This is a genomic window from Parabacteroides distasonis, assembly GCF_004793765.1.
GTDB classification, from domain to species: Bacteria; Bacteroidota; Bacteroidia; order Bacteroidales; family Tannerellaceae; genus Parabacteroides; species Parabacteroides distasonis_A.
Genome location: NZ_SRYM01000044.1, coordinates 1 through 20,461, shown reverse-complemented (window position 1 = coordinate 20,461; position 20,461 = coordinate 1). Strand labels below are relative to the sequence as shown.

Annotated in this window: 19 protein-coding genes and 1 pseudogene; 9 read left to right on the top strand and 11 right to left on the bottom strand. The window is 49.6% G+C overall.

Annotated features, from left to right (window positions below):
- Positions 1–104 precede the first annotated feature (104 nt).
- Positions 105–851 (bottom strand): hypothetical protein, encoded by a 747-nt coding sequence (locus E5342_RS13805; protein WP_135959586.1) that lies wholly within the window; start codon positions 849–851, stop codon positions 105–107.
- A 286-nt stretch (positions 852–1,137) separates the two neighbouring features.
- Between E5342_RS13805 and E5342_RS13800 the strand changes: the two are divergent.
- Positions 1,138–1,977: pseudogene (locus E5342_RS13800) on the top strand (site-specific integrase); the annotation flags it as partial.
- On the opposite strand, the gene E5342_RS13795 reads toward E5342_RS13800, so the two are convergent.
- The 9 genes from E5342_RS13795 to E5342_RS13755 all read right to left on the bottom strand — a co-directional run bounded on the left by E5342_RS13795 (position 1,969) and on the right by E5342_RS13755 (position 10,755).
- Complete coding sequence (locus tag E5342_RS13795) at positions 1,969–2,205, bottom strand: phage integrase SAM-like domain-containing protein (RefSeq protein ID WP_121735065.1); 237 nt, start codon at positions 2,203–2,205, stop codon at positions 1,969–1,971. The pseudogene E5342_RS13800 and the gene E5342_RS13795 overlap by 9 nt on opposite strands.
- Positions 2,206–2,416: 211 nt before the next feature.
- The gene (locus E5342_RS13790) at positions 2,417–3,802 is read right to left on the bottom strand and encodes an MFS transporter (protein WP_121735064.1); all 1,386 of its coding nucleotides are present in this window, start codon (positions 3,800–3,802) and stop codon (positions 2,417–2,419) included.
- A gap of 112 nt (positions 3,803–3,914) precedes the next feature.
- Positions 3,915–5,024: a hypothetical protein gene (locus E5342_RS13785; RefSeq protein ID WP_135959585.1), complete on the bottom strand. Its 1,110-nt coding sequence runs from the start codon at positions 5,022–5,024 to the stop codon at positions 3,915–3,917.
- Entirely contained in the window at positions 5,021–7,873 is a 2,853-nt protein-coding gene (gene gcvP, locus E5342_RS13780) for an aminomethyl-transferring glycine dehydrogenase (RefSeq protein ID WP_121735063.1), read from the bottom strand. The genes E5342_RS13785 and gcvP overlap by 4 nt, the downstream gene beginning before the upstream one ends.
- A gap of 12 nt (positions 7,874–7,885) precedes the next feature.
- A complete protein-coding gene (locus E5342_RS13775) occupies positions 7,886–8,524 on the bottom strand; it encodes an MBL fold metallo-hydrolase (RefSeq protein WP_087346078.1) in 639 nt (212 codons plus the stop codon).
- The gene (gene rsmG / locus E5342_RS13770; RefSeq protein WP_210434971.1) at positions 8,521–9,213 is read right to left on the bottom strand and encodes a 16S rRNA (guanine(527)-N(7))-methyltransferase RsmG; all 693 of its coding nucleotides are present in this window, start codon (positions 9,211–9,213) and stop codon (positions 8,521–8,523) included. The genes E5342_RS13775 and rsmG overlap by 4 nt, the downstream gene beginning before the upstream one ends.
- 13 nt (positions 9,214–9,226) lie before the next feature.
- On the bottom strand, positions 9,227–10,078 hold the full coding sequence (locus E5342_RS13765) for a DUF3298 and DUF4163 domain-containing protein (protein WP_121735061.1): 852 nt from the start codon (positions 10,076–10,078) through the stop codon (positions 9,227–9,229).
- Between the two features lie 73 nt (positions 10,079–10,151).
- Positions 10,152–10,340: a hypothetical protein gene (locus E5342_RS19810; protein WP_246867116.1), complete on the bottom strand. Its 189-nt coding sequence runs from the start codon at positions 10,338–10,340 to the stop codon at positions 10,152–10,154.
- A gap of 100 nt (positions 10,341–10,440) precedes the next feature.
- Entirely contained in the window at positions 10,441–10,755 is a 315-nt protein-coding gene (locus E5342_RS13755) for a Lin1244/Lin1753 domain-containing protein (RefSeq protein WP_135959583.1), read from the bottom strand.
- Between the two features lie 395 nt (positions 10,756–11,150).
- On the opposite strand from E5342_RS13755, the gene E5342_RS13750 reads away from it, so the two are divergent.
- The 8 genes from E5342_RS13750 to rseP all read left to right on the top strand — a co-directional run bounded on the left by E5342_RS13750 (position 11,151) and on the right by rseP (position 19,474).
- Positions 11,151–12,965, top strand: a complete 1,815-nt coding sequence (locus E5342_RS13750) for a glycoside hydrolase family 2 protein (RefSeq protein WP_121735060.1) — start codon at positions 11,151–11,153, stop codon at positions 12,963–12,965.
- Positions 12,966–13,060: 95 nt separating this feature from the next.
- Positions 13,061–13,558, top strand: a complete 498-nt coding sequence (locus E5342_RS13745; RefSeq protein ID WP_135959582.1) for a GNAT family N-acetyltransferase — start codon at positions 13,061–13,063, stop codon at positions 13,556–13,558.
- Between the two features lie 66 nt (positions 13,559–13,624).
- Positions 13,625–14,230 carry a DUF4290 domain-containing protein gene (locus E5342_RS13740; RefSeq protein ID WP_121735059.1) on the top strand — a complete coding sequence of 202 codons (606 nt, stop codon included), beginning with the start codon at positions 13,625–13,627 and terminating at the stop codon, positions 14,228–14,230.
- Positions 14,227–15,531, top strand: a complete 1,305-nt coding sequence (gene murA, locus E5342_RS13735) for a UDP-N-acetylglucosamine 1-carboxyvinyltransferase (RefSeq protein ID WP_135959581.1) — start codon at positions 14,227–14,229, stop codon at positions 15,529–15,531. Before E5342_RS13740 ends, murA begins: the two co-directional genes overlap by 4 nt.
- Before the next feature lie 12 nt (positions 15,532–15,543).
- On the top strand, positions 15,544–16,065 hold the full coding sequence (gene rimM / locus E5342_RS13730; protein ID WP_135959580.1) for a ribosome maturation factor RimM: 522 nt from the start codon (positions 15,544–15,546) through the stop codon (positions 16,063–16,065).
- A 28-nt stretch (positions 16,066–16,093) separates the two neighbouring features.
- Complete coding sequence (locus tag E5342_RS13725) at positions 16,094–16,957, top strand: M23 family metallopeptidase (RefSeq protein ID WP_121735056.1); 864 nt, start codon at positions 16,094–16,096, stop codon at positions 16,955–16,957.
- A 6-nt stretch (positions 16,958–16,963) separates the two neighbouring features.
- Complete coding sequence (locus E5342_RS13720; protein ID WP_121735055.1) at positions 16,964–18,115, top strand: 1-deoxy-D-xylulose-5-phosphate reductoisomerase; 1,152 nt, start codon at positions 16,964–16,966, stop codon at positions 18,113–18,115.
- A gap of 30 nt (positions 18,116–18,145) precedes the next feature.
- Positions 18,146–19,474, top strand: a complete 1,329-nt coding sequence (rseP, locus tag E5342_RS13715; protein WP_135959579.1) for an RIP metalloprotease RseP — start codon at positions 18,146–18,148, stop codon at positions 19,472–19,474.
- A 90-nt stretch (positions 19,475–19,564) separates the two neighbouring features.
- Here rseP and E5342_RS13710 read toward each other — a convergent pair whose 3' ends face one another.
- A complete protein-coding gene (locus tag E5342_RS13710; protein ID WP_121735053.1) occupies positions 19,565–20,308 on the bottom strand; it encodes a tetratricopeptide repeat protein in 744 nt (247 codons plus the stop codon).
- Positions 20,309–20,461: the final 153 nt, after the last annotated feature.

Here is a 20,461-nt window from a genome sequence, read left to right as displayed (position 1 = left end):
GGATTTGGTGACTACCTCTGTTGGTTCAACCTTTTCGGCCAACATCATGTCCGTATTGAAGGTGATGGAGGTGTTTTCGTCTAAGGTTGCTCCCTCTTTCAGCTCTACAAAGAAAGCCTGCATGGGCTTACCGTACCACTAACCACGGCACCCTGTGCACCAACCACGGCATTCGGCGCACCATTTGCCAAAGTCCAGTATTTGGAAGCCAATACGCCTTCATTAGCTTTAAAGAACTTACCCATATCCAAATAAGTCATGAACGGGTTACCTACCAAGAAATGCTTATCATCACCATCTACTGCCGTTTTCAAATTCAATGTATAGGAGCCATTGGATAAGGCTACTAACTTACCGGCATTAGCTTTGTGCAGATTCTCCCCACTACGTAAAGTAGGGGTTTTCATCTCATAAGTGTATTCGGTATCAGCTTTAGGAAGACGAACCAAGGCCATTCCTGTCCCTCCATTCGAAGTCGGTACATCCTCAACACTTAGATAGAAGCCCTTGCCCGGAGTATAAGGAACTCTTACGTCGTTGTACTCGATGCTCCAGTTGGATTGAACGGCCGTTACCGATTCCACTCCTGTGTTACCATCCGTAGGATTGCTCGGGAAGTACTCGATGGCTCTGTTCCATGTCTTTTGATAGAAGGCTGGCGACCAACGGCTGTAGCCAGTCGTATAGTTGATCGAGCTGAACGCTTCCGTCTCCTGCTTGCCGTTAGCGGAGGGTGCGTACATATCACCTGCGTACACATCTTGCAACGGGGAGGCCATCCAGCGTTTCTCGTTATTGGCGATCTCGAACTCCACCCATGCCTTGTCGTAATCCAAAAAATGCTGGTTCATCAGTTTGGCTTGCGGCTTAAAATAAACACATAGCGAAATAGTAAATTTGAGAAAAGCGTAGCGAATGTACTGGAACAGCGTTCGTTACGCTATATTTTTCTCTCGGCAAAAAGCCAAAGAAAACCATAATATAGACAAATGACGCAAAAGTTCAGTTACCACATCATTACCCGTGTAATGATGCAATTTTTTTGTGAAACCTAAATTTTGCATCGTTTGGCGTCATTTGTCGTATCTGTCGGTAACTCACTATAAACTAATTTTGTAACCAAAAAATGAGTGAGTTATGAGAAGTACTTTTAAGGTCTTGTTCTATGTAAAGAAAGGCAGTGAGAAACCCAACGGCAACCTGCCTTTAATGTGCCGCCTTACGGTGGACGGAGAGATTAAACAATTCAGTTGCAAGATGGATGTTCCCTTGCGGCTGTGGGATGTGAAGAACAACCGTGCTTTGGGCAAAAGTGTCGAAGCGCAGCGAATCAACATTGCCGTTGATAAAATCCGAGTAGAAGTAAACCGTCGCTATCAGGAACTGATGCAGACGGACGGATATGTTACTGCCGCCAAACTCAAGGATGCCTATCTCGGTATCGGTGTCAAGCAGGAAACCCTGCTAAAACTCTTCGAGCAACACAACACCGAGTTTTCCAAGAAAGTGGGACACAGCAGAGCAAAGGGAACGTTCCAGCGTTATGTGACCGTTTGTAAGCACATCCGTGAGTTCCTGTCCCATACCTACAAGCGTGAGGATATTCCGCTGAAAGAATTGAACCTCACATTCATCAACGACTTCGAGTATTTTTTGCGCACGGAGAAGAAATGCCGTACCAATACCATCTGGGGCTACATGATTGTGCTGAAACACATTATCTTCATAGCAAGGAATGACGGTCGTTTGCCGTTCAATCCATTTGCAGGATATATCAATTCGCCCGAAAGCGTGGACAGGGGATATATCACAAAGGAGGAGATACACACTATGATGAACACCGATATGCCCGACAAGACACACGAGCTTGTCCGAGACCTGTTCATCTTTTCCACGTTCACAGGGTTGGCGTATTCCGATGTCAAGAACCTCACGGAAGACAACCTGCAAACATTCTTTGACGGCAATCTATGGATTTAACTGTTGTTTCTGTAAAAAACAATGGAAATCCGCGATAAGGGTAGCGGTTATATCTTTCAGACGGCAGATACGTCGGCCTAGGAAATGATCGAAATGCCGGCCTGCTACCTCATATAGTTCCGCGGTACTATATTTCCCTGTCTTCCTTTTGCTATGGGCACGTATCTTGACATACTCGATGAATAGAAGAGCATTGTTTTTTCTCTTTTGCTTGAATTGGTTCATAGATTTTATCTTTATTGATTACTTAAAAACATTCTGACTTTATATCGTGTTTTTAGGACATTGATAGCTTACCAATGAAAAGCTAAAATATGAAAAAAAGAAAAAACTAAAGACGTAGGTAGGCTATATCATATATAGCGATGTGTCAAGTATCAATATCTATAGGAAACGGATATTGATATTTGACACATCATTACACTTTGTAGAGAAATCAATCTTGTGCCCGTCTGTTGTCTAGGCGCTTGACTACCTTCCCGTAGATGATGAGGGCAAAAGCGGATACCAGTGCGATCGCGCCGAAATAATACCAGATGTAATGGGCGTTTGCGCTAGCCGCCAGCCATTCCTCGTGAGAGGCGAAGAGGGTAGGCTCCGGGCAGTATTTGCTCAACAGGAATCCGGATAATCCAAACCCAAAAATAGAGGATAAGAAGGAATGCAAATGGCTGAATCCAAGATAAAGACCTTCTTCTCCCTTAGGTGCTTGCAAGGAGAAATACTCAAGGAAACGAGGCGATATGAAGGTCTCTGCCAAGCCTTGGAACACGATGCCTACCACCATCATGAAGGCGACAGGGTGCATACCTAGTATATTTGTGTTCCCATCCAGCATATTACCGGATGCCATGCAAAGAGCGGACACCGGCATGATAAACATACCCACCGTCATGGAGGTAAGCGCTGTCCTTTTACGCATCATCTGTGTTACCAGATTGACCGTCAGCACGACAACCAAAGGGTTTACGTTGGCATACCAAGAAGGAGAGGCCCCTTCACCGGCCAAACGAAGCACGTATTTAGGCATGGTGGCATATAATTGGTGTTGCACCATCCAGAATCCGGTGATAATGATGATTAAGGTAATTAACCGGCCATTACTGCAAACCTTGATCAAGGCGTTCCAAATTTGCCCGAACGTCTTGCCCTCGCCCGAGTGCTGGGCGCTTTTGTAGAAGAACCAGATGGCAAGCAAGGCAAGGAACGTCATGCTGGCCGAGAAATAATTCAGGGTGATCAACCCCTCGTTACCCAACGCCTCGCGAAGCGGCTTCACGATGGTCTTTCCGGAGAAAGCCCCGATATTTACCATCGCGTAGAAGATAGAGAAACCCTTCGCCCGGGTTTCCGGCGTAGTCTCTTTAGCGACCGTACCGGAGATAACGCTCTTGATAAAAGCTCCGCCGCATACGATCAAGGCCATGATTGGGATAATGCCGTACTGAAGATTGCTCTCCAGCAATCCCGTAAAGGTAGTCGTAGTACTATATTCAACCAATCCGGCGGATTGGAGCCAAGTAGGGTAAATCGCCAATCCCAGATAACCGCAGGTTAGCAAAGTAAAAGCCAATAGCATGGAGTTGCGGAAACCGATCTTGTCGGCCAACGCTCCGGCAAACGTGGGCAGCAAATACAAACAGGCGGAAAAGATACCGGCGATACTGGCGGCCTGAATATCGTTAAAGCCTAAGATGCGGCTAAGATAAAGGGTGATGACGATAAATACGCCGTAATAAGCGGCTCGCTCGAACAACTCGACGGTGTTCGCTACCCAGAACGCTTTACTGAACTTGATTTTCTCTTGTTTCTTAGTTGTCATGATATTTTTATTTAGTAAGATAGATTAGATGGATAAGTAAAAGAGGAGGCGCAGGTGAGAAAATGAAGAGCTGCGCCTCCTCGTCTTTGTTTTATCGTATAGTAATTACGAATTAGGGCTTTACGGTATACGGTTGGTGGATCGCCTTATCGAAAGCTTTCCAATGCTCATCCGTCATGTTGCCCGGCGTAAACAACGCCACGCCAGCCGCTCCGTTTTCCATGGAGCCTCTTACGGCTTCCTCGATCTCGGACGGGATCAATCCGTGGCCTTCCGGGTCCTTGATATTCGCCTTGTTCTGCCAATCCTCGCAGATGAACAGACCGCTATAAACCGGCTTCTTGCCTTGCACGGAGGCTACTTCCTCTTTTACGATCGGAGCCAGCCAAGAAGCGTCCTCCAGATAGAAATCGTTATAATTCATCGGGAAGAAAGCGTCGATATTCCATTTGTTCCATTCTTGGCGAACCATCCATTTGGCATGGGAGTCCGGCCCCGGGAATACGGCGGCGCTCACTTTCTTGCCTTTGCCGTGAACCTCGTCGGCGATGCGGTTTACCAATTTCGTGATCAGGTCGCAACGGAACCGCGCCCATTCCGCGCATTTGGAAGGATCCTCTACGGATTTGATGTCGATACCGGTAGCGGCCTTGAAATCAGCCACGCATTTGTCGCAATAACAATAGTCCGCCGTAGGATATTCCTCGTCCATCACCAAGCCGTATTTTTCCCAAAGTCCGCGGGCCAGGATGACATCCACGTAACGGATATAATCCAGATGGATATAATCCACCTCCGGGATATCAGCTACCTTGCCATATAGATTCAGCAAGAACTCAGCCGTACCTTCTTGGTTCGGGCACAGGCATTTGTAATAAGGGACATACGCCTGTACGGAATAAGCCGACTCGCCTTTCCGGTTTACGGCATAAAGGGTGGAGTCCAGTCCATGTTGCAACATGGCGGGAATCCATGCGTGATATTCCATGCCATTGGCATGGGCCGCTTTGGCGGCACGCTGGATTTTCTCCGTGTCGTGGCCGGCGTTGTAGCACATTCCGTCTACACCGTGGGCATGCCATTTACTAAAGTCCGCCTGTAAGGTTTGCTCGGTGGTATTCCCACCTTCGCCTTGCCATGCGTAGACCTTGACCGTTTTCTCGGGAGCCTTGACGCAAGCTGTCAGAGCGACAGCCGCCAAAGCGATAAAGAGCTTCTTCATATCTCGCAAGCGCATAAAGTCGGTATTAAGTTACGATCGCCATAAGCGTTATCTACACGGGCTACGTTAATCCAAAACTTGCTGTCGTGCAACCATTCTAGCGGGAAGGCGGCCTTCGTGCGGGGGTATGCGTGTTTCCACTCGTCGGCGGTCACCTCGTATTCCGGATGCGGAGCGTTCTTTAAGACATTATCCTCCTTGGATGCCTTGCCTTCCTCCACTTCCTTGATCTCGCTCCAGATACATTCCATTACCTCTACGAAGCGATCCAGCTCGGCTTTGCTCTCGCTCTCGGTCGGCTCTACCATCAAGGTGCCGTGTACCGGGAAAGATAGGGTAGGAGCGTGGTAGCCGAAGTCCATCAAACGCTTGGCGATATCGCCCTCGTCGATGCCCGAACGCTCTTTTACCGTGCGGCATTCCAAGATCAACTCATGACCTACACGGCCTGTCGCTCCGGTATAAACGATACCGTACGTATCCTTGAACTTAGCGGCCAAGTAATTGGCGTTCAATATGGCCGTCTTTGTCACAGTCTCAAGACCTTCCGTACCCAGCAAGCGGATGTAAGCGTACGTGATCGGCAGGATACCGGCGCTACCATAAGGAGCGGCGGATACCGTATTCAACTCGCTGCCCCAAAGTACCGGATGCTGCGGCAAGAACGGAACCAGATGCTCGGCCACGCAGATCGGGCCTACGCCGGGACCACCACCACCGTGAGGAGAGGCGAAGGTCTTATGCAGGTTCAAGTGACATACATCGGCGCCGATCGTACCCGGATTCGTCAATCCAACCTGTGCGTTCATGTTGGCACCATCCATATAAAGCTGTCCACCGCAAGCGTGAACGATCTCGCACATCTCCTTGATGTCCACCTCGAAGATACCATGCGTGGACGGATAGGTAATCATGCTGGCAGCCAGACGCTCCTTGTTCTCCTCGGCTTTCGCACGGAAATCTTCCAGATCGATATTACCATTCTCGTCGCATTTAACGGTTACGGTCTTATACCCGCATTGGATAGCGCTGGCCGGGTTGGTTCCGTGGGCGGAAGCCGGAAGCAAAACGATATCGCGATGGCCTTGGCCGATACTTTCCAGATAAGCACGGATCACACGAAGACCCGTGTACTCGCCGGCGGCACCGGAGTTCGGTTGCAACGTACAGCCCTTGAAACCCGTGATCGTGCATAAATAGGAAGACAAGTTCTCGATCAGCTCCGTATAGCCTTCCACTTGCTCTTCCGGAGCGTACGGGTGGATATTCATGAATTCCGGACGGCTAAGCGGCAGCATGGATGAAGCTGGGTTCAGCTTCATCGTACAAGATCCCAGCGAGATCATAGATTGGGCCAAGGAAACATCCTTTCGTCCCAAACGGGTGATGTAACGCATTAACTCGGTCTCCGTATGATATTTCTTGAATACGTCTTGCTGCAAGAAATCGGAGGTACGGGCGAATTTAGTGTCGAAATAAGTCTGGGTCGGGATAGACTCGTCCAGCATATGGTCTTTACCGGCGGCGCCGGCGAAGATGTATAATAATACGCCTATGTCCGTAGGTAATGTCGTCTCGTCTATGCTGACGCCCACTTGTCCGTCCTCGAAATAACGCAAGTTTACCTTGCACTCCAAGGCGATCTCACGCAGCGCGTTCACAGACACGTGTGAGGGAAGCTGTATTTTCAAGGTATCGAAATAATCCTTGTTTAATTGCGTATATCCCAGTTTCTCCAACTCCTTGGCCAGGAATCCGGCCGTGGAATGAATCCGTCCGGCGATGTTACGCAACCCCTCCGCTCCATGATATACGGCGTAGAATCCGGCCATGGTAGCCAACAACGCCTGAGCCGTACAGATATTGGACGTAGCCTTCTCACGTTTGATATGTTGCTCGCGGGTCTGCAAGGCCAAGCGATAAGCCGGATGGCCGTAAGCGTCCTTGGAGATACCGATGATACGTCCCGGGATCGTACGTTTATAATCGTCCTTCGTAGCGAAGAAAGCGGCGGAAGGGCCCCCGTAAAACATCGGGATACCGAAGCGTTGGCTGCTACCGAATACGACATCCGCTCCCCATTCTCCAGGAGGAGTCAGCAATACCAAGCTCATCAAGTCGGCGGCTACGCCTACCTTGGCTCCGGCGGCACCCGCACGGGCTACGAATTCCTTATAGTCCTCAATCGAACCATCCGCATTCGGGAACTGTACGATGGCGGCGAATACATCCGGCGTGAACTCGAATCTCTTATAATCGCCGACTACCACCCGGATGCCCTGCGGGATCATGCGGGTGTGGATGACGGCTAGCGTAGAGGCGAACACGTTCTCGTCAACGAATACCGTATTGGCTTCCGCTTTCACCTGCGCACGGCTGCGTGAACCATGAAACATGGTAACCGCCTCAGCTGCCGCTGTCGCCTCGTCGAGTAGCGAGCAGTTCGCCAAGGGCAATCCGGTCAGTTCGCAGATAACGGTCTGGAAGTTCAGCAACGCCTCCAAGCGTCCTTGGGATACTTCCGCCTGATACGGCGTATAGGAGGTGTACCAAACCGGGTTCTCGAATACGTTACGTTGGATCGGGGCCGGGCAAACCGTGTCGTACCAACCCATACCGATATAAGAAGTGAATACCTCGTTCTTGGAAGCCAGCTCGGCGATATGCTCGGCGAACTCACGTTCCGTCATGGCCTCCGGGAGGTTCAACGGCTCTTTCAAACGGATGTTGGCCGGAATGGTCTGATCGATCAACTCGTCCAAAGACTTCACGCCAATCGTCTCTAACATAGCCGGAATATCTTCCGCAGAGATGCCCACGTGGCGGTTTACAAATTTATTTGTGTCCATAATTCTAGTATTTTATAAATAAGGATTATTTAATTTCTCATCAATGATTCGTGTCTCGGGGCCATGGCCGGGGTAGACCACGGTCTCGTCCGGCAACGACAGTAATTTGTCCTTGATAGCGGCAAGCAGTACATCTTGGTTGCCTCCCCATAAGTCGGTACGGCCGATGCTTCCGGCGAACAAGGAGTCTCCTACGATCACGAAACCGTTCTTCTTGTTATAGAAAGCCAAGCCTCCGGGCGAATGGCCGGGAACGCTCAATACCGCCAGCTCGGATTTCCCGAACTTTATGATTTCCCCGTTTACCAGATATTTCCCTACCGGGACGCTTTTCGCCTTCATCGGCAGGCCGAATGCCTTGGCTTGCTCCTCGGGAGAGGGAAGGCCCTCCACGTCCGCTTTATGGGCTTCCGGGCTCAATCCGTAGGTATCATGGATGAATTCGTTACCGAATATGTGATCCAGATGGAGGTGCGTGCAAAGGTAACGTTTCAGCGTCAGCCCGTTCTGGGCGATAAAGTCGCTTACTTCTTTTTGTTCCTCTTTGCGCAGGCAGCCGCAATCGATAAGGACCGCCTCCTTGGTATCATCGTATAGCAAATACGTATTCTCGGAGAAATAGTTTACTTCGAAAGATTTTATCGTAATCATAAGGGTACGTACACTACTTTTTTAGTTTCAAAAAACGCTTCTTTAAAATGGTCTTTCAGATCCATGCTGATCGCTTGGTTCCGGAAGGGCAATATCTCATGTGCCAACTCGCCACCTTTCAGGCAAATCAATCCGTTGGGCAACGCGTTGATCTGTTCTTTCTTTATATTCTTGCGGACGATCTTTACCAGATCTGCCAGAGGCATCACGGCACGGCTTACCACGAAATCGAAAAGCTGCTTTTCCTCCTCGCCCCGGCAATGGCGGAAGGATACGTTCTCCAGCCCGATCGCCTCGGCCACGGCTTGTCCCACCTTGATTTTTTTCCCGATACTGTCTACCAGATGGAAATGGGTCTCCGGGAATAAGATCGCCAAGGGGATGCCGGGAAAACCGCCTCCCGTACCCAGATCCATCACAGAGGAACCCGGCTTGAAACGCAGCATATCGGTGATACCCAGCGAGTGAAGCACGTGATGCGGATATAGGTTCTCGATATCCTTCCGTGAGATCACGTTGATCTTGGCGTTCCAATCCGTATATAGGTCATATAGGGCGGCGTACTGCTCTTTTTGCCGGTCGGTGAGATCGGGGAAATAAGATGTGAGAATTGAGAATTGAGAATTGAGAATTGAGAATTTCTCTGTATTTTGTTCCATAGGACATCTGTTTATATGTTTATCTATCATTAATTTTCAATTCTCAATTTTCAATTAACTGACTTATCGGGCTGTCATCTCGCAGCAAATAACGGATCTCCTTGTAAGGGAGATGGACGTTCGTGACGCCTACCACGTATGCCGCTATCTCATATTCGTTGAAAGAATAGGTGATACCCGTCTCGTCTACGAGGAAGTTCCCGTTCGGGAAGATCTCGTCTACGCTAAAGAAACCGATGTTCTCCAGTTCTTTGGCATCGGATACGTTGTTTTGCTTGGCGATCTGATCCACCAATATTCGCGCCAGATTGTCTTGATAGTTGTCCACAAATATCTCCTCCTCGGTGATCGGCTTACCGGTCTTGAGGTTCACTACATGGTTATTGTAGGAATGTGCGCCGTGCGCTCCGCCCGTATAGTTCTCGAAGCTTACCGTATAGCTGATGATATCGTCTTGGTTGAAGGCGATATCATCCGACGACATCTCATAGTAAGAGAACCAAGAGCCCACCGGTGTCTCGTCGGATTTCGCCACCTCAGCCTTGTAATCCTCTTCCAGATCCTTATAAGCGGCCAGATAGTCGTCGGTATATTTCCGTACCGCCTCCTCGGGGGATAATTGCTCATAATTCTCGCCGAAATAAGAGGAGACGAACTGTCTCTGTAGATTCTTAAGAACCTCTTTATCCGAATATTTCCGGGGATAAACGAACTTGATCTCTAGATTGCAATTGGGATTATCCGGATTATCTAACAAATGGTAAGCCTTTTCCACGCTGATAGAATCAAACGTGATACTGTTTTCGGAAGCCTTCTTCGTTCCGGTATCGCAACCCGTGGCTAAGATACCTATCAAAAGAAGCGCCAGCATGCTTTCGCGTAAATGCGTTCTCATCGGACTACAGATTTAATTTATTTGTACGCGAATGTACGTTATTAAATTGTATAATCAAATTGCACGATGAAGTTTAATAAGAGGACAATCTTTCCTTCCCGGTTATCAGCCCATCGAAATACCTCCGCAGCAACCATGCCATGGCTTGCTGTCGCACCATCGTCAACCGATAGTCCTCGCTGATGGGCAGGTGACCCGGTGGTCTCCAATGGGCGAAGAGGCTCATGGCGTGGCGTTTCTCCTCGGGGGTATCGTGTATCAATCCCCGCTCTTGCAAGGACTGGTAGACACGGGCGGGGTAGAGGCGTTCCAGTGGGTAACCGGCCTTGTATTGCTGGAATACCTTGCGGAGGAAGGCACGCTCACGCTCTTCCTTCTAGGCTTTTAGCCAGCGGGTGAGGGTGTGCGTATTGATCCCCCATGAATTCGCCGTACTCACCTATCACGTCTAGCTCGAAGCATAGGGATACTTCCGGCAGCGTGAAATAGGGGTACAGTTCGACTAGGTCGTAGGCCGTGATATAATAGCCATTGGCATAGATGTCACAAAGCAGGGCAATATATAATAGAAAAGCGTCAGATCCGTATTTGCACTTTATTTGACGGATTTTACGGTTGTTTAGTAAATCTGTGTCGAACGGGAAATAATTCAGCCCCTTTTTAATAGGTCGTGCCATTACTTCTTCTTATCCGGGGATATCCAGATAAGAAGAATCTTATAATAAGCCGATAATTGGATCGTTTTTTAATAAGTTAATAATCAGTGTCGTGAAAATACATAAGTGTTTGCGTTAAAACACATACATGTTTTACAAAAAAGTCGTATGTGTTTTTTGAAATTCACGTGTGTGTTTTTCCGGAGACAACATGGAGGCTAATAGGGATATTTGAGAAATCTACAATAACCTTACCTTGTGAGATTCTGTCATAAGAGATATTCCGTGCATTTTATGGTTAGATCGATTTGGGTGCGGTTCTCCTATTGGTATCTGAGGACGATGTGGATTTTGGATATTTTCTATTATCTTTGTCACTTGAAAGTGTATTATCAATTCAAAATGTAAATAATATCATGAGAAAATTATTGTTAGCCTTTTGTGCGTTCGCAACGATTTGTAGCGCCGGGGCGCAGTGGAAGCCCGCCGGAGACAAGATCAAGACGGACTGGGCTGAGAAAGTAGATCCCCGGAATGTATTGCCGGAATATCCACGCCCCGGGATGGAACGTGCGGATTGGCAGAATTTGAACGGCGAGTGGGAATACGCTATCCTTCCGAAAGGACAGGCAGAGCCGACGAGTTTCGATGGGAATATCTTGGTGCCGTTCGCCGTGGAATCCTCTTTGTCCGGCGTGCAAAAAGAAGTGGGGGAGAAGAATGAGTTGTGGTATAAACGAACCTTTACGGTGCCCTCCTCATGGAAAGGGAAAGACATCTTGTTGAACTTCGGCGCCGTGGATTGGAAAGCGGACGTGTTCGTGAATGATATCCTGATCGGCTCCCACGCGGGAGGCTTTACCCCGTTTTCCTTGAATATCACTCCCTATCTGAATGGCAAAAGTACGCATAAGCTGGTGGTGCGTGTATGGGACCCGAGCGATAAAGGTTACCAACCCCGTGGAAAGCAAGTGGCCAACCCGGAGGGAATCTGGTATACGCCGGTCACCGGAATCTGGCAGACCGTATGGTTGGAGCCGGTCGCTTCCTCGCATATCACCTCTATCAAGGCGATCCCGAATATCGATAACGGCGTGATGAGCGTGACGGTCGGGACTTGCTCCGACTCCCCGGTGTCGGACATCGTGGAGGTCAGCTTGCTCGATAAGGGGCAGGTGGTTGCTACCGCCAAGGGCGTACAAGGGAAAGAATTACGCTTGGCCGTGAAAAATCCTACGTTGTGGGAACCTTCCAATCCTTATTTATATGATATGAAGGTGAGCTTGTCAAAGAATGGCAAGAAGGTAGACGAGGTGAAATCGTACACCGCCTTCCGTAAGATATCCGCCGAGCGTGACGCCAATGGTATCATGCGTATGCGCTTGAACAACAAGAACCTGTTCCAGTACGGCCCGCTGGATCAAGGCTGGTGGCCCGACGGGCTTTACACGGCTCCCACGGACGAGGCGTTGCTGTATGATATCGTGAAGACGAAAGCGTGGGGCTTCAACATGATCCGCAAGCACGTGAAGGTAGAGCCGGCCCGCTGGTACTATCATTGCGATAAGGAAGGTATGTTGGTTTGGCAGGATATGCCTAGTGGCGACATGGGTAACCAATGGGCGCCTCATACGTATAACGGTGGGACCGACAAGGAGCGTACCGAGGAGTCTATCCGTAATTATTACAAGGAGTGGAAGGAGATCATGGACCTGTGCGTCTCGAATCCTAGCGTAGTAGTATGGGTTCCCTTTAACGAGGCTTGGGGCCAGTTCGATACCGAGAAGGCTGCCGAGTGGACAAAAACATACGATCCTTCCCGTCTGGTGAATCCGGCCAGTGGCGGTAATTTCCGTGCGTGCGGCGATATCTTGGATTTGCATAATTACCCGGGCCCGGCGATGTTCTTGTTCGATCCTGTGCGTGTGAACGTATTGGGCGAGTATGGTGGTATCGGCTTGGCCGTGGAGAACCATTTGTGGTGGAATAAACGCAACTGGGGCTATGTACAGTTTAAGAATAGCGATGAGGTGACCGCCGAGTACGTGAAGTACGCCAAGGAGTTGAAGGCGATGGTCCCGAAGGGTTTCTCCGCCGCTGTCTACACGCAAACCACGGACGTGGAGGGCGAGGTGAACGGCCTTATGACCTACGACCGTAAGGTGATCAAGATCAACGAGGCCGAGGTGCGCAAGGCGAATCAAGAGGTGATCAAGGCCTTGTCTGAGTAGAAGGCTTAGAAAAAATAGTTATTTGACTCGATGATAGATCCGGTCCGGGCAAAGAGAGATTCTTTCCCGGATCGGATTGTTTTAGCGAAATGAATATGATTCGGAATGTGAGTTCGCAAGACGCCAAGGCGATCGTGGATATATACAATGAATATGTCGTGAATAGCGTGGCTACGTTTGAGACGGAACCTTTGCGGGTGGAGGAGATGGAGGGGCGTATAGCCGGGATCTCGGCGAGCTATCCTTATCTGGTGTACGTGGATCAGGATGAGGTCGTGGGATATTGCTATGCCCATACGTGGAAAGAAAAGGCGGCTTATAAATATACGCTTGAGACCACCATTTATTTATCCCCGAGATATAAGGGCAAGGGGATCGGCCGGCAGCTTATGGAAAGGCTGATCGAGGAATGTCGGGCAGGCGGCTACCACGCCCTGATCGCCTGCATCACCGAGGGGAATGAGGCTAGCTACTCGCTGCATGAGAAACTGGGATTCAAAAAAGTATCCCGCTTTGAGAAAGTAGGGCTGAAATTCGGGCGGTGGCTGGACGTGGTAGATTATGAATTGATAATTAAGCCTAACGAGAGGTAACTTTCGAATCTCAATTTTCAATTCTCAATTAATATACCTATCTTCGCGATAAACAAAATGTAAAGAATGAAATACAATACAGAAGGAAAAAGATTGACTTTGCCCGAATACGGACGCAATATCCAAAATATGGTGGACTATTGCGTGACTATCCAAGACAGGGAAGAGCGTAAGCGTTGCGCCAACACGATTATCAACATCATGGGAAACATGTTCCCGCACTTGCGTGACGTAAACGACTTTAAGCATATCCTTTGGGATCATCTGGCGATCATGGCCGATTTTAAGCTCGATATAGACTATCCGTACGAGATCATCAAGAAGGAGAACCTGTATAGCCGTCCGCCTCGTATCCCGTACAACAATAACCGTATACGCTACCGCCATTACGGAAAGACCTTGGAGCTGATGATCCGCAAGGCCACGGAGCTGCAACCCGGCATGGAGAAAGACCAGCTCGTGCGACTGCTGGCCAACCAGATGAAGAAATCGTTCCTTACTTGGAACAAGGAAAGCGTGGACGACCGTAAGATCTTCAAGGATCTGGACGAACTCTCCGGCAGCAAGATCGTATTGAGCGAGGAGGAACATAAACTGACCGAGAGCCGTGATATATTGGCCCGTAATAACAGTGGCGCCCACAAAAGAAACTTTACGCGTAAAGGCAGATGAGCTCGTTCGTTATAGAAGGTGGTTATCGCTTGTCCGGCGAGATCGTCCCGCAAGGCGCTAAGAATGAGGCGTTGGAGGTGATCTGCGCGACATTGCTAACACCGGAGAAGGTGACTATACACAATGTGCCCGATATCTTGGACGTGAATAACTTAATCCAGCTCCTTAGGGATATGAGGGTCAAGGTGGAGCATCCGTCCGCCGATACCTATACCTTTCAGGCGGACGACGTGGACATGGAGTATTTGCGTACCGAGGAGTTCCTACGCAAGAGCGGTAGCCTGCGGGGTTCCGTGATGATCATAGGCCCGTTGGTAGCCCGCTTCGGCAGGGCGCTGATCCCAAAACCGGGGGGCGACAAGATCGGGCGACGCCGGCTGGACACGCACTTCGTGGGAATTCAGAAGTTGGGCGCTTGTTTTAGCTACGACGCCGGGCGACAAGTATACGAGATAGAGGCACGTCAGTTGAAAGGCGCCTATATGCTGCTCGACGAGGCTTCCGTGACCGGAACGGCCAATATCTTGATGGCCGCCGTGCTGGCCGAGGGGGTGACGACGATCTATAACGCCGCCTGCGAGCCTTACCTGCAACAACTTTCCACGATGCTGAACCGCATGGGAGCGAGAATCTCAGGTGTCGGTTCTAACCTATTGACGATAGAAGGTGTACGGTCGCTTTCCGGCACGGAGCATACCATCCTCCCCGATATGATCGAGGTGGGTAGCTTTATCGGTATGGCTGCCATGACCGGATCGGAGATCACCATCAAGAATACAGGATATGATAAACTGGGGATCATCCCGGACGCTTTCCGCCGCTTGGGTATTACCGTGGAGCAGCGAGGCGATGATATTTATATCCCCCGGCACGATTCCTACGAGATCGATACGTTTATCGATGGGTCTATCATGACCATTGCCGACGCTCCTTGGCCGGGGCTTACGCCGGACTTGTTGAGCGTATTCCTTGTCGTGGCCACGCAATCCGTGGGGAGCGTGCTGATCCACCAGAAAATGTTTGAGAGCCGCTTGTTCTTTGTGGACAAGCTGATCGATATGGGAGCCCAGATCATCCTTTGCGACCCGCACCGGGCTACGGTGATTGGGCTGGGTAACCGATTCAAGCTACGAGGCTCTACGATGGTTTCCCCGGATATCCGTGCGGGTATCGCCTTGCTGATCGCCGCCATGAGCGCCGAGGGCACCAGCACGATCCATAATATAGACCAGATCGACCGGGGGTATCAGGGTATTGATAAACGATTGAACCGGATCGGGGCGCGTATCACGAGGATTTAAAAATTTTAGGTGATGATTAGAGAAGAAGAGGTTTTCAAGATCGGGCAGTTTGCCAAGCCCCATGGCATCAAGGGGGAGTTATCGTTGGTGACGAACAGCGATGTGCTGGAAGATGCCGAAGACCTGTACATTGTTTGCGAGATGGATGGTATCTTGGTACCGTTCTTCGTGGAGGATTTCCGCTATAAGACCGATACGGTGGTCTTGGTGAAACTGGAGGACGTGAATTCCGAGGAGGATGCCCGCATGTTTGTGGGCAAGGAGGTGTTTTATCCTTTGGACGCCGTAGACGAGGAGGATCTCGTGGGGGATATGACGTGGGACAGTTTTATCGGTTATACCGTGACGGACGTATGTAAAGGCTATTTAGGAGAGATAACAGACGTGGATGAGACGACAATCAATGTCCTTCTGCGTGTCGATCATAAAGGCGAGGAGCTGTTGATCCCCGCCGTGGAGGAGTTGATCCCCGAGGCCGACCATGAAGCCCGTAGCCTCACGGTGTCTTTGCCGGAGGGACTTATAGAATTATAATTGATAATTGAAAATTGAAGATTAGGGGTTGAAAAAGAAGAATACGAAATCGTTTTGGCACCGGATCCGGTTTAAATATAAACTTTCCTTTATCAATGAGGGGACGTTGGAGGAGGTGTGGTCTTTCCGGCTTTCGCAGTTATCGGCGTTTGTCACTTTGGCGGTGTTCGCCTTTTTCTTGATCGCTTTTACCGCCTTTATCATCGTCAAGACACCGATTCGTAACTACTTGCCGGGCTATCTCGACGTGGAGGTTCGCAAGGAGATCATGCAGAATGCCTTACGAGCGGATTCGTTGGAGCGTATGATCGAGATCCAGTCCCTTTATCTGAATAATGTGGCCGGAATCCTTTCCGGTACGATGCCCTTGGACTCGATCCGTCAGATAGATTCTTTGGCTAGTAACGATATTAACTATGAGATTCCTCGTAGCAAGGAAGAGATTCGTTTCGTGAAAGATTACGAGGAAGAGGAGAAGTATAATTTATCAGTATTGACCGACCCGGGCAAGGCCCCAACCGAGGGGGTCTTTTTCTATAAGCCCGTGAATGGCGTGGTCTCCTCTCATTATGAGACGGATGTGCACCATTATGGCGTGGATCTGGCGGCAGTCTCGAAGGAGAGCGTCTTGGCTACGCTGGATGGCACGGTGATCTATACCGGGTTCGACCCGAACCACGGAAACGTAATTCAAGTACAACATAAGAACGGATTCATCTCGGTTTATAAGCACAACGAATTGTTGCTGAAAGAGGTAGGAGACCATGTGGTAGCTGGCGAGGCGATCGCTCTGGTCGGGAATACGGGAGAGTTGTCTACCGGGCCGCACCTGCATTTCGAGTTGTGGTATAAGGGCAATCCGGTGAATCCGGAAGAATATATAGCTTTTTGATATTCCATGAAAAAAAGACAGTTAGCGATATTAGGCTCGACCGGTTCCATCGGGACCCAAGCCTTGGAGGTAGTGAGCGAGCATTCCGATCTTTTCGAGGTGTATGCCTTGACTGCGAATAATCAAGTAGACTTATTGATCAATCAGGCCCGGAAATATATGCCGGAGGTGGTGGTGATCGCCAACGAGCGGAAATATCCCGAGCTGAAAGAGGCCTTGGAAGACCTGCCGATCAAGGTATGGGCGGGTGCCGACGCTATCGCCCAGATGGTGCAGTCGGAGCCGATCGATATGGTGCTGACGGCGATGGTGGGCTATTCCGGCTTGCGACCGACGATCTCGGCGATTAAGGCGGGAAAAGCGATCGCCTTGGCGAATAAGGAAACTTTGGTAGTGGCTGGCGAGTTGATCATGAAACTGGCCGCCGAGCATAAGGTGCCTATCTTGCCGGTGGACTCGGAACATTCAGCCATTTTTCAATGTTTAACAGGTGCGTACGATAATCCGATCGAGAAGATCTTGCTGACGGCTTCCGGCGGCCCGTTCCGGCGGAAGCCGCTGGAGGAATTGGCTACTGTGACGAAGGCGCAGGCCTTGAAGCATCCGAACTGGACGATGGGGGCGAAGATCACGATAGACTCGGCCTCGATGATGAACAAAGGTTTCGAGATGATCGAGGCGAAATGGTTGTTCGATGTCACGCCGGATCAGGTACAGGTGATGGTGCACCCGCAGTCGGTGATCCACTCGATGGTGCAGTTTGAGGATGGTGCCGTGATCGCGCAGCTAGGAATTCCCGACATGAAATTGCCGATCGCCTACGCTTTCTCATTCCCGACACGTATGAGGAGCATGGCACCCCGTCTGGATTTTAACCAATATTCGACCTTGACGTTCGAGGAGCCGGATATGGAACGTTTCCGAAACTTGGCTTTCGCTTTCGAGGCGGCCCGTCAAGGAGGGAATATGCCGTGTATCTTGAATGCCGCCAATGAGATGGTGGTGGCCGCCTTCCTGCAAGATCGTATCGGTTTCTTGCAAATGAGCGACGTGATCGAGCGGACTATGCGGAAAGCCTCGTTCATCGCCAATCCCTCATATGAGGATTATGTGGCTACTGACACCGAGGCTAGGCGGTTGGCGGCCGAGTTATTTTGAATAATTTAAAAACAGAACAAACAATAGTAGATGGAAACTTTTTTGATTAAGGCGTTACAGCTCATCTTGAGCTTATCGATACTGGTGATTGTCCATGAGTTCGGGCATTTTATCTTCGCCCGGATTTTCAAGGTGCGGGTAGAGAAGTTCTACCTCTTCTTCGATCCGTGGTTCTCGCTATTCAAATATAAGCCGAAAAACAGGGACACGGAATACGGCGTAGGCTGGCTTCCGCTGGGAGGATATTGTAAGATCTCCGGTATGATCGACGAGAGTATGGACAAGGAGGCGATGGCCCAACCGCCCAAGCCTTACGAGTTCCGCTCCAAACCGGCCGGACAGCGTTTGATGATTATGGTAGCGGGCGTGGTGTTTAACTTCTTGCTGGCTTTGTTTATCTACTCCATGGTTTTGTTTACGTGGGGCGATACGTACTTGCCCTTGAAGAACATGAAGATGGGTATGAATTATAGCGAGACGTTCCAGAACGTCGGTTTTCAGGACGGCGATATCTTGCTGAGGGCAGACAATGAGGAGTTGGAACGTTTCGGTAGCGACAGTTTCCGCAAGGTGGTGGAGGCGAAGACCGTGACGGTGCTCCGTGACGGGCGGGAGACCGTGATCTCCATACCGGAGGATATGATGCAACGTTGCATGCGTGACGGAAAAGGCTTCGCCGATCCTTTGCGTATCCCGATGGTCGTTCGTGAGCTTCCCGACAAGAATACCCCGGCGGCTCTCGCTGGCATGCTGCCGAGGGATAGCGTGGTGGCTATTAATGGTGTGGCTACCCCGACGTTTTATGATGCCTCCGGGTTATTGTCAGAGAATAAGGGCGAAGAGGTGACGATAGATTTCTACCGGAACGGCCAGTTGGAGTCCTTGACCATGAGGACGGACTCGGCCGGGAAAATTGGCGTAGCGGTGATGTTGCCTACGGATCTCTATCAGACCGTGACCCGCGAATACGGTTTCTTCGAGTCGTTCCCCGCCGGTATTAAATTAGGTATTAATACTTTGAAGGGATATGTGAATGACATGAAATATGTGTTTACGAAGGAAGGTGCCTCCAGTTTGGGCGGTTTCGGTACGATCGGCGGATTGTTCCCGTCTGTCTGGGATTGGCGGATTTTCTGGGAACGTACGGCTTTTCTATCTATCATCTTGGCGTTCATGAATATCTTGCCGATTCCGGCCTTGGATGGCGGACACGTGATGTTCTTGATCTATGAGGTAGTGGCCCGTCGCAAACCGAGCGATAAATTCCTAGAGTATGCCCAAATGGCAGGTATGTTTATCCTGTTCGCTTTATTGATCTATGCGAATGGAAATGACATCTTCCGCTTCTTCTTCAAGTAGCGTACGTCTCTACAACTAGATACAAAAAACCTCCCGGATCACTTTTCTATGTGATCCGGGAGGTTTTTTGTATGAATAAAGTCCTCTTTCTTATTTCAGGATGTCGTTGATAGAAGCGAGGATCTTCTTGGAGTTCTCGTCTTTCGGGTCGAGTTCGATAGCCTTTGTCAAATATTCTTTCGCTTGCTTGAAGTCTTTGTCGGCTTTCGCTTTCTCGGCGTTGTATTTATCCGGCTCGGAAGTAGCGATCGGGGTAGCGGCCTGTAATATCTTCGCTCCGTTGCCATACAGCATGGCGCCAAGGCTGTAGTAAGCGTTGCTTTGGTAATCTTTGTTCGATACGGCTAGGACCTCTTTGTACATTTTCTCGGCACCGGCCAGATCTCCCTTCTTTTGGGCGGCTTGTCCTTGCTTGATGCAGTAGCCGTAAAGCAGCTTTTCCAGATTGGTCTTATTCTTGTTTCCATCGGGAATCACTTTTAATCCCTCTTTTACCGTAGTCAGGAATTCTTCTGTCTTGTTTAAGTTACGGTAAGCCATGGCTTCGCCTACGTAAGAGTCGTCTATGTTGTAGTTCATCTTAACGGCCATGTCGAAATACTTGGCGGCCTCGGCGTAGTTCTTCGCTTGATTAGCGGCGTATCCGCAATTGAAGATACGGGCGGTGTCTTGGTAATTGTTTTGTTTTAGGTATTCGCCGTATTTTGCTACGACGGTAGCGTAATCTTTTGCTTTCAAAGCAGCGTCACCTTCATCTCTTAACTTGTCAGCGTCTTGTGCGAATAGGTTTCCGACACATAGGCATAAAGCCACTAATAAAACAATTTTCTTCATGGTAATTATTAAATTTAATTGATTTGATGCTCTAAGTTAAGGAGTGTGGGAAAAGACGCCAAGATATTTTACGTTTTTTAGAAAACAATAAAAGTAGAAAACATAAAAAGGGGGAGTACGCCGGAATTCCGGCGTACTCCCCCTTTTTATGTT

Bases quoted from the DNA above. Each gene is read 5' to 3' on its own strand.
- E5342_RS13805 (WP_135959586.1), bottom strand. From the start codon at position 851: ATGAACCAGCATTTTTTGGATTACGACAAGGCATGGGTGGAGTTCGAG.
- E5342_RS13795 (WP_121735065.1), bottom strand. From the start codon at position 2,205: ATGAACCAATTCAAGCAAAAGAGAAAAAACAATGCTCTTCTATTCATC.
- E5342_RS13790 (WP_121735064.1), bottom strand. From the start codon at position 3,802: ATGACAACTAAGAAACAAGAGAAAATCAAGTTCAGTAAAGCGTTCTGG.
- E5342_RS13785 (WP_135959585.1), bottom strand. From the start codon at position 5,024: ATGAAGAAGCTCTTTATCGCTTTGGCGGCTGTCGCTCTGACAGCTTGC.
- gcvP (WP_121735063.1), bottom strand. From the start codon at position 7,873: ATGGACACAAATAAATTTGTAAACCGCCACGTGGGCATCTCTGCGGAA.
- E5342_RS13775 (WP_087346078.1), bottom strand. From the start codon at position 8,524: ATGATTACGATAAAATCTTTCGAAGTAAACTATTTCTCCGAGAATACG.
- rsmG (WP_210434971.1), bottom strand. From the start codon at position 9,213: ATGATAGATAAACATATAAACAGATGTCCTATGGAACAAAATACAGAG.
- E5342_RS13765 (WP_121735061.1), bottom strand. From the start codon at position 10,078: ATGAGAACGCATTTACGCGAAAGCATGCTGGCGCTTCTTTTGATAGGT.
- E5342_RS13755 (WP_135959583.1), bottom strand. From the start codon at position 10,755: ATGGCACGACCTATTAAAAAGGGGCTGAATTATTTCCCGTTCGACACA.
- E5342_RS13750 (WP_121735060.1), top strand. From the start codon at position 11,151: ATGAGAAAATTATTGTTAGCCTTTTGTGCGTTCGCAACGATTTGTAGC.
- E5342_RS13745 (WP_135959582.1), top strand. From the start codon at position 13,061: ATGATTCGGAATGTGAGTTCGCAAGACGCCAAGGCGATCGTGGATATA.
- E5342_RS13740 (WP_121735059.1), top strand. From the start codon at position 13,625: ATGAAATACAATACAGAAGGAAAAAGATTGACTTTGCCCGAATACGGA.
- murA (WP_135959581.1), top strand. From the start codon at position 14,227: ATGAGCTCGTTCGTTATAGAAGGTGGTTATCGCTTGTCCGGCGAGATC.
- rimM (WP_135959580.1), top strand. From the start codon at position 15,544: ATGATTAGAGAAGAAGAGGTTTTCAAGATCGGGCAGTTTGCCAAGCCC.
- E5342_RS13720 (WP_121735055.1), top strand. From the start codon at position 16,964: ATGAAAAAAAGACAGTTAGCGATATTAGGCTCGACCGGTTCCATCGGG.
- rseP (WP_135959579.1), top strand. From the start codon at position 18,146: ATGGAAACTTTTTTGATTAAGGCGTTACAGCTCATCTTGAGCTTATCG.
- E5342_RS13710 (WP_121735053.1), bottom strand. From the start codon at position 20,308: ATGAAGAAAATTGTTTTATTAGTGGCTTTATGCCTATGTGTCGGAAAC.